Source organism: Escherichia sp. MOD1-EC6475, assembly GCF_003046645.1.
Lineage (GTDB): Bacteria > Pseudomonadota > Gammaproteobacteria > Enterobacterales > Enterobacteriaceae > Escherichia > Escherichia ruysiae.
Genome location: NZ_PZKQ01000085.1, coordinates 21962 through 30327 on the forward strand (window position 1 = coordinate 21962; position 8366 = coordinate 30327).

General features: G+C 51.2%; 8 protein-coding genes. All 8 read right to left on the reverse strand.

The window, feature by feature from the left end:
- Positions 1–52: 52 nt before the first annotated feature.
- Positions 53–4081 (reverse strand): DNA-directed RNA polymerase subunit beta, encoded by a 4029-nt coding sequence (gene rpoB / locus A7589_RS21500; RefSeq protein ID WP_000263098.1) that lies wholly within the window; start codon positions 4079–4081, stop codon positions 53–55.
- A gap of 318 nt (positions 4082–4399) precedes the next feature.
- Entirely contained in the window at positions 4400–4765 is a 366-nt protein-coding gene (gene rplL / locus A7589_RS21505) for a 50S ribosomal protein L7/L12 (RefSeq protein WP_000028878.1), read from the reverse strand.
- Between the two features lie 66 nt (positions 4766–4831).
- Positions 4832–5329, reverse strand: coding sequence for a 50S ribosomal protein L10 (gene rplJ, locus A7589_RS21510; protein WP_001207201.1), 498 nt, complete (start codon positions 5327–5329; stop codon positions 4832–4834).
- A gap of 291 nt (positions 5330–5620) precedes the next feature.
- Positions 5621–6325 carry a 50S ribosomal protein L1 gene (rplA, locus tag A7589_RS21520; protein WP_001096683.1) on the reverse strand — a complete coding sequence of 235 codons (705 nt, stop codon included), beginning with the start codon at positions 6323–6325 and terminating at the stop codon, positions 5621–5623.
- Positions 6326–6328: 3 nt separating this feature from the next.
- On the reverse strand, positions 6329–6757 hold the full coding sequence (gene rplK / locus A7589_RS21525; RefSeq protein WP_001085926.1) for a 50S ribosomal protein L11: 429 nt from the start codon (positions 6755–6757) through the stop codon (positions 6329–6331).
- Positions 6758–6915: 158 nt separating this feature from the next.
- Positions 6916–7461 (reverse strand): transcription termination/antitermination protein NusG, encoded by a 546-nt coding sequence (nusG, locus tag A7589_RS21530; protein ID WP_001287521.1) that lies wholly within the window; start codon positions 7459–7461, stop codon positions 6916–6918.
- 1 nt (position 7462) lies between these two features.
- The gene (gene secE / locus A7589_RS21535; protein WP_001275702.1) at positions 7463–7846 is read right to left on the reverse strand and encodes a preprotein translocase subunit SecE; all 384 of its coding nucleotides are present in this window, start codon (positions 7844–7846) and stop codon (positions 7463–7465) included.
- Positions 7847–8075: 229 nt separating this feature from the next.
- Positions 8076–8366, reverse strand: a 291-nt coding sequence (locus tag A7589_RS21540; RefSeq protein ID WP_032287544.1) for an EF-Tu C-terminal domain-related protein, incomplete at its 5' end; no start/stop codon positions are given.

Sequence of the window (8366 nt, forward strand, 5' to 3'; positions counted from 1 at the left end):
ACAATCCGCTGCCGGGTTTTACCCCGACAGCAGTGACCTGTTTGAGCGAGAATTACTCGTCTTCCAGTTCGATGTTGATACCCAGCGAACGAATCTCTTTCAACAATACGTTGAAGGATTCTGGCATGCCCGGCTCCATCTGATGGTTGCCGTCCACGATGTTCTTATACATCTTGGTACGACCGTTTACGTCATCAGACTTAACGGTGAGCATTTCCTGCAGAGTGTATGCCGCGCCGTATGCTTCCAGCGCCCACACTTCCATCTCCCCGAAACGCTGACCACCGAACTGTGCCTTACCACCCAGCGGCTGCTGAGTAACCAGACTGTAAGAACCAGTGGAACGCGCGTGCATCTTATCGTCGACCAGGTGGTTCAGTTTCAGCATGTACATGTAACCTACGGTTACCGGACGTTCGAACTGTTCACCAGTGCGGCCGTCGTACAGGCGGATCTGACCAGAAGTCGGCAGGTCGCCAAGTTTCAGCAGCTCTTTAATTTCTGCTTCTTTCGCACCGTCGAATACCGGCGTTGCGATTGGCATACCTTTGCGCAGGTTTTCAGCCAAACGCATAACTTCTTCATCGCTGAAGGTACTCAGGTCAACTTTCTGACGAACGTCAGCGCCCAGATCGTACGCACGCTGGATGAATTCGCGCAGTTTCGCGACTTCTTGCTGCTGTTTCAGCATGGCGTTGATCTTATCGCCGATACCTTTCGCAGCCATACCCAGGTGGGTTTCCAGAATCTGACCGATGTTCATACGAGACGGTACGCCCAGCGGGTTCAGTACGATGTCTACCGGCGTGCCGTTTTCATCGTAAGGCATATCTTCGATCGGGTTGATCTTAGAAATTACACCCTTGTTACCGTGACGACCTGCCATCTTGTCACCAGGCTGGATACGGCGTTTAACCGCCAGATATACCTTAACAATCTTCAGCACGCCCGGTGCCAGATCGTCGCCCTGGGTGATTTTGCGGCGTTTCGCTTCGAGTTTCTTCTCGAACTCGTGTTTCAGTTCGTCATACTGCTCAGCCAGTTGTTCCAGCTGATTTTGTTTCTCTTCGTCGGTCAGGCCCAGCTCCAGCCAGCGATCGCGCGGCAGTTTGTCGAGCTTCTCAGCTTCAACACCACCGGCTACCAGCACAGCACGGATACGGCTGAACAGACCCGCTTCGAGGATCTGCAGTTCTTCAGACAGGTCTTTCTTCGCCTGTTTGAGCTGCATTTCTTCGATTTCCAGCGCACGTTTGTCTTTTTCTACGCCATCGCGAGTAAAGACCTGAACGTCGATAACCGTACCGGATACACCGTTTGGTACGCGCAGAGAAGAGTCTTTAACGTCAGACGCTTTCTCACCGAAGATCGCACGCAGCAGTTTTTCTTCTGGGGTCAGCTGAGTTTCACCTTTCGGCGTTACCTTACCAACCAGAATGTCGCCACCGGTCACTTCCGCACCAATGTAAACGATACCGGATTCATCCAGTTTGGAGAGCGCAGCTTCACCCACGTTCGGGATGTCAGCGGTGATCTCTTCCGGCCCCAGCTTGGTGTCACGGGATACACACGCCAGTTCCTGAATGTGGATGGTGGTGAACCGGTCTTCCTGAACAACACGCTCGGATACGAGGATGGAGTCTTCGAAGTTGTAACCATTCCACGGCATGAACGCTACGCGCATGTTCTGACCAAGCGCCAGTTCACCGAGGTCGGTGGACGGACCGTCTGCCAGCACGTCGCCACGTTCTACCGGTTCCCCCAGAGACACACACGGCATCTGGTTGATACAGGTGTTCTGGTTAGAACGGGTGTATTTGGTCAGGTTGTAGATGTCGATACCTGCTTCACCCGGATACATCTCGTCTTCGTTAACTTTGATAACGATACGGGAAGCATCCACGTACTGAACGACACCACCACGTTTAGCTACCGCAGTTACACCGGAGTCAACGGCAACAGCACGTTCCATACCCGTACCAACCAGCGGCTTATCAGCGCGCAGAGTTGGAACGGCCTGACGTTGCATGTTCGCACCCATCAATGCACGGTTGGCGTCATCGTGTTCAAGGAACGGGATCAGGGACGCACCGACGGATACCACCTGCTGGGTGGATACGTCCATATAGTCAACCTGGTCACGGCTGAACAAGCTGGATTCGCCTTTGCTACGGCAAGTTACCAGGTCTTCTACGAAGTGGCCTTCTTCATCCAGGTTGGAGTTCGCCTGGGCGATAACGTAGTTACCTTCTTCGATAGCAGACAGGTAGTGAATTTCGTCAGTTACAACACCGTCGGTCACTTTACGATACGGAGTCTCAAGGAAGCCGTATTCGTTAGTCTGTGCGTACACGGACAGGGAGTTGATCAGACCGATGTTCGGACCTTCAGGGGTTTCGATTGGACATACGCGACCGTAGTGAGTCGGGTGTACGTCTCGAACTTCGAAGCCTGCACGTTCACGGGTCAGACCGCCTGGGCCGAGTGCAGAGATACGACGTTTGTGCGTAATCTCAGACAGCGGGTTGTTCTGGTCCATAAACTGAGACAGCTGGCTGGAACCGAAGAACTCTTTCACTGCTGCGGAAATCGGCTTGGCGTTGATCATGTCCTGAGGCATCAGGGTATCCAGATCGCCCAGAGACAGACGCTCTTTCACCGCACGCTCTACACGTACCAGGCCAACGCGGAACTGGTTTTCCGCCATTTCGCCAACGGAACGGATACGACGGTTGCCGAGGTGGTCGATATCATCGACTTCGCCTTTACCGTTACGGATATCGATGAGCTTTTTCATAACATCAATGATGTCGTCTTTGCTCAGGATACCGGAACCTTCGATTTCTTCGCGCAGCAGAGAACGGTTGAACTTCATACGACCAACCGCAGACAAGTCATAGCGGTCTTCAGAGAAGAACAGGTTCTCGAACAGGCTTTCAGCAGCTTCACGGGTCGGCGGCTCGCCAGGACGCATCATGCGGTAGATTTCTACCAGTGCGCTCAGACGGTCGTTAGTTGGGTCGACACGTAAGGTTTCAGAGATATATGGGCCGTGATCCAGATCGTTAGTAAACAGCGTTTCGATACGCTTGTGACCAGACTGGCTCAGCTTAGCCAGCAGGTCCAGGCTCAGCTCCATGTTCGCTGCACAGATCAGCTCGCCGGTAGACTCATCAATATAGTCTTTAGCAACCACTTTACCTGCGATGTACTCAACCGGGACTTCGATCAGTTTGACGTCGTCTTTTTCCAGTTGGCGAATGTGGCGCGCAGTAATACGGCGGCCTTTTTCTACGTACACTTTACCGTTAGCTTCGATGTCGAAAGATGCGGTTTCACCACGCAGGCGTTCCGGCACCAGTTCCATCTGCAGCTTGTTATCACGGATTTCAAAGATAACTTTTTCAAAGAACAGGTCGAGGATCTGCTCTGTGGTGTAGTTCAGGGCACGCAGAATGATTGTCGCAGGCAGTTTACGGCGACGGTCGATACGTACGAACAGGTTGTCCTTCGGATCGAATTCGAAGTCCAGCCAAGAACCACGGTAAGGGATGATGCGCGCGTTATACAGCACTTTACCCGAAGAGTGGGTTTTACCTTTGTCGGAGTCAAAAAAGACACCCGGACTACGGTGCAGCTGGGAAACGATAACACGCTCAGTACCGTTGATAACAAAGGTACCGTTGTCCGTCATGAGCGGAATTTCGCCCATGTAGACTTCTTGTTCTTTAATGTCTTTTACGGTGCCTTCCGGCGCTTCGCGCTCATAGATCACCAGACGCAGTTTAACGCGCAGCGGTGCGGAATAGGTCACGCCACGGATTTGACATTCCTGGACGTCAAACACCGGTTCGCCAAGGCGGTAGCTGACGTATTGCAGCTCGGAATTACCGCTGTAGCTCTGAATCGGGAATACGGAACGGAAAGCAGCTTCCAGACCATACTGCCCTTCAGGATCTTGCTCGATAAATTTCTGAAACGAGTCAAGCTGGATAGAAAGGAGATAAGGTACATCCAGAACTTGTGGACGTTTACCAAAATCCTTACGAATACGTTTTTTCTCGGTATAGGAGTAAACCATAGGGTTCCTCAGCTCGCTGACAAGTCGACCCATCTGTCCACTGAGCGGACAGTTTGTGCAACACTATTTTGTTGACCGGAAAATGGATACTTTCCGCAATGCCTGTTGCTATCACGCTTAAACCATTTCATTGCGATTTACACAGAACGGGTGTTCTGTCGCAGTATATTAAGTCGTCGATAGAAACAAGCATTGAAAGGCACAGCAGTAGTCAAACAGTGTGAAACGCTACTGGCGCCTTACAGCGCAAAAAGGCTGGTGACCAAAAAGTCACCAGCCATCAGCCTGATTTCTCAGGCTGCAACCGGAAGGGTTGGCTTATTTAACTTCAACTTCAGCGCCAGCTTCTTCCAGAGCTTTTTTCAGTGCTTCAGCGTCATCTTTGCTCACGCCTTCTTTCAGAGCAGCTGGAGCAGATTCTACCAGGTCTTTAGCTTCTTTCAGACCCAGGCCAGTTGCGCCACGTACTGCTTTGATAACAGCAACTTTGTTCGCGCCAGCAGCTTTCAGAATTACGTCGAATTCAGTTTTTTCTTCAGCAGCTTCAACCGGGCCAGCAGCTACAGCTACAGCAGCAGCAGCGGAAACACCGAATTTTTCTTCCATTGCAGAGATCAGTTCTACAACGTCCATTACAGACATAGCTGCAACTGCTTCAATGATTTGATCTTTAGTGATAGACATTTAAATTGTTCCTGAATATCAGAATAAGTTTATACGTAAGCGAATGCGTTAAAAAGATAACTGCGATTAAGCAGCTTCTTTCGCATCGCGTACAGCAGCCAGAGTACGAACCAGTTTGCCAGCCGAAGCTTCTTTCATGGTTGCCATCAGGCGTGCAATTGCTTCTTCGTAGGTCGGCAGAGTTGCCAGGCGGTCGATCTGAGACGCCGGGATCAGCTCACCTTCAAAGGCAGCGGCTTTGACCTCAAATTTTGCATTCGCTTTCGCGAACTCTTTGAACAGACGAGCTGCAGCGCCCGGGTGTTCCATAGAGTATGCAATCAGGGTCGGACCAACAAACGCGTCTTTCAGGCACTCGAACGGAGTACCTTCAACAGCACGACGCAGCAGGGTGTTACGAACAACACGCATGTATACGCCAGCTTCGCGACCTGCTTTACGCAGTTCAGTCATTTTATCTACAGTCACGCCACGGGAATCCGCAACCACTGCAGACAGCGCGCCTTTGGCTACTTCGCTGACTTCAGCAACAATCGCTTGTTTGTCTTGAAGATTTAAAGCCATTAGCTTTGCTCCTGGATGTTTGCCAGAGAAAATCTCTGGAACTCACTTCACTCCTCCAAATGGAGAGAGCGTCTTAATTACGGTGAGCAGAAACAAGCCAGAATATAAAAGAATAATCTTAGCGTTCTGTCACCGTCTACGCAGGGGATTAAGTTTCTTGCGAAACTCCTGCGGTCTTCGACGGAGGCCTGGATAGGCCAGGCTCCAACGAACAAATCTTTTTAGCTGCTAACTTTCGTTAGCATACGTGGGGGTAAGATTGTAGACAAAATCACCGCCCACGTAAAGGCATTAGTTTGCAGAAGCGCTCAGGCCAGCCTGGTCAACTGCAACACCTGCACCCATGGTGGTGGAGATGCTAACTTTCTTGATGTACACGCCTTTCGCCTGAGTCGGTTTTGCTTTTTTCAGCGCAACCAGCAGAGCTTCCAGGTTTTCTTTCAGTTTGTCAGCGTCAAAGTCCACTTTACCGATGGTGGTGTGGATGATGCCGTTTTTGTCGTTACGGTAACGAACCTGGCCAGCTTTAGCGTTTTTAACCGCTTCAGCAACGTTCGGAGTTACAGTACCCACTTTCGGGTTTGGCATCAGGCCGCGCGGACCCAGAACCTGACCCAGTTGGCCAACAACGCGCATTGCATCCGGAGAAGCAATAACAACGTCAAAGTTCATTTCGCCTTTCTTGATCTGGTCAGCCAGATCTTCCATACCTACCAGTTCAGCGCCTGCAGCTTTAGCAGCTTCAGCGTTTGCGCCTTGGGTAAATACAGCTACGCGAACGGAACGGCCAGTACCGTGCGGCAGTACAGTTGCACCACGTACGTTCTGGTCAGATTTACGAGCGTCGATGCCGAGGTTAACAGCAACGTCCACGCTTTCTACGAATTTAGCAGTTGCCAGCTCTTTCAGCAGAGCGATAGCTTCGTTGATGTCGTACTGTTTGGTTGCATCAACTTTCTCGCGGATAACACGCATGCGCTTGGTCAGTTTAGCCATTTCTTAGTCCTCCACTACCAGGCCCATGGAACGTGCAGTACCTTCGATGGAGCGAGTCATCGCTTCAATGTCGGCACCAGTCATGTCGGCAGCTTTGGTCTGCGCGATTTCCTGCAGCTGAGCGCGGGAAATTTTACCCACTTTGTCTTTGTTCGGCTTACCGGAACCAGACTTGATACCAGCCGCTTTTTTCAGCAGAACTGCTGCCGGCGGAGTCTTGGTAACGAAAGTGAAAGAACGGTCAGCGTAAACGGTGATAACTACCGGAATCGGCAGACCTTTTTCGATGGAATCAGTTTTTGCGTTGAACGCTTTGCAGAATTCCATGATGTTTACGCCCTGCTGACCCAGAGCCGGACCTACTGGCGGACTCGGGTTAGCCATACCAGCTGCAACCTGCAGCTTGACATAGGCTTGTACTTTCTTAGCCATTATAAATTCCTCAAGTTGGGTAATAACGCCTCTGAGAGGCTCCCCGTGATATAAAAAATCGTTTTACGGGCAAGGCCCATAAAAACAAAAGGCGCGAAATTGTATTCCAATCTCACGCCTTGTGCAACGATTTAATCGCCGCTTTTTTGATCGCTGGATTAGGCTTTTTCAACCTGGCTGAAGTCCAGCTCTACCGGGGTCGCACGACCGAAGATAGAAACAGAGACTTTCAGACGAGACTTCTCGTAATCCACCTCTTCAACGACGCCGTTGAAGTCAGCGAACGGACCATCATTAACACGAACCATTTCACCCGGTTCAAACAGCGTTTTCGGACGCGGCTTATCACCAACCTGCTGCAGGCGGTTCATAATCGCATCAACTTCTTTATCGCTGATTGGTGCAGGACGATCGGAAGTACCGCCGATGAAGCCCATCACACGCGGTACGCTGCGCACCAGGTGCCAACTCGCGTCGTTCATCACCATCTGAACGAGGACGTAGCCAGGGAAGAATTTGCGTTCGCTTTTGCGACGCTGACCGCCACGGATCTCAACGACTTCTTCAGTCGGAACCATGACTTCGCCAAACAACTCTTCCATGTTGTGTAATTTGATATGCTCACGCAGCGACGTTGCTACGCGGCCTTCAAAACCGGAAAACGCCTGAACGACGTACCAGCGCTTTTTAGGAGCTTCAGACATCTCAGAACCTCAGGCCAGTGATAAAGGATACCAAGCGAACCAGAATACCATCCAGTCCCCACAGGATCAGTGACATTACTGCGGTAACCGCAGCCACAATCAGCGTGGTGTGCAATGTTTCCTGGCGAGTCGGCCAAATGACCTTACGGACTTCGGTACGCGCTTCACGGGCAAAAGCAACGGTTGCTTTACCTTTTGTCGTTAACAGCGCGACACCACCCGCTGCAGCAATCAGAATTACTACGGCCAGCGCACGCAGCGGCAGCATAATGTCGCGATAAAGGTAGTTGCCGACGATTGCCACCAGGAGCAATGCCACCACAACGACCCACTTCATCGCTTCCAGGCCGCGCCCGCTTCCTTGAGCTTCGGTATTCGCACTCATAAACCAACCTGTCAGAAGTATTCTACAAACATTTTCACCCCGCGATAGCGAGGCAAACCAAATCGAAACGCGTATTCGCTTTTCGGATTATACGCCCTCAACAGAGCCTGTCTCAGCAATGATTATGACAAAGAAAATCACTGATGAGCCAGGTTCTGGTACGAAAGCGTGCAAAAAGGGCATCAAATGATGCCCTTTTATTGCGCATTGCGTCAAATGTTATCGGCAATTAGCTCAGAACTTTAGCTACAACGCCCGCGCCAACGGTACGGCCGCCTTCACGGATTGCGAAACGCAGGCCATCGTCCATCGCGATCGGGTGGATCAGGGTAACAACCATTTTGATGTTGTCGCCCGGCATTACCATCTCTACGCCTTCCGGCAGTTCGATGGTACCAGTCACGTCAGTAGTACGGAAGTAGAACTGCGGACGGTAGCCTTTGAAGAACGGAGTATGACGGCCGCCTTCATCTTTGGACAGAATGTACACTTCAGATTCGAACTTGGTGTGCGGCTTGAT

Coding starts and splice junctions, on each gene's coding strand:
- rpoB (WP_000263098.1), bottom strand. CDS start 4,081: ATGGTTTACTCCTATACCGAGAAAAAACGTATTCGTAAGGATTTTGGT.
- rplL (WP_000028878.1), bottom strand. CDS start 4,765: ATGTCTATCACTAAAGATCAAATCATTGAAGCAGTTGCAGCTATGTCT.
- rplJ (WP_001207201.1), bottom strand. CDS start 5,329: ATGGCTTTAAATCTTCAAGACAAACAAGCGATTGTTGCTGAAGTCAGC.
- rplA (WP_001096683.1), bottom strand. CDS start 6,325: ATGGCTAAACTGACCAAGCGCATGCGTGTTATCCGCGAGAAAGTTGAT.
- rplK (WP_001085926.1), bottom strand. CDS start 6,757: ATGGCTAAGAAAGTACAAGCCTATGTCAAGCTGCAGGTTGCAGCTGGT.
- nusG (WP_001287521.1), bottom strand. CDS start 7,461: ATGTCTGAAGCTCCTAAAAAGCGCTGGTACGTCGTTCAGGCGTTTTCC.
- secE (WP_001275702.1), bottom strand. CDS start 7,846: ATGAGTGCGAATACCGAAGCTCAAGGAAGCGGGCGCGGCCTGGAAGCG.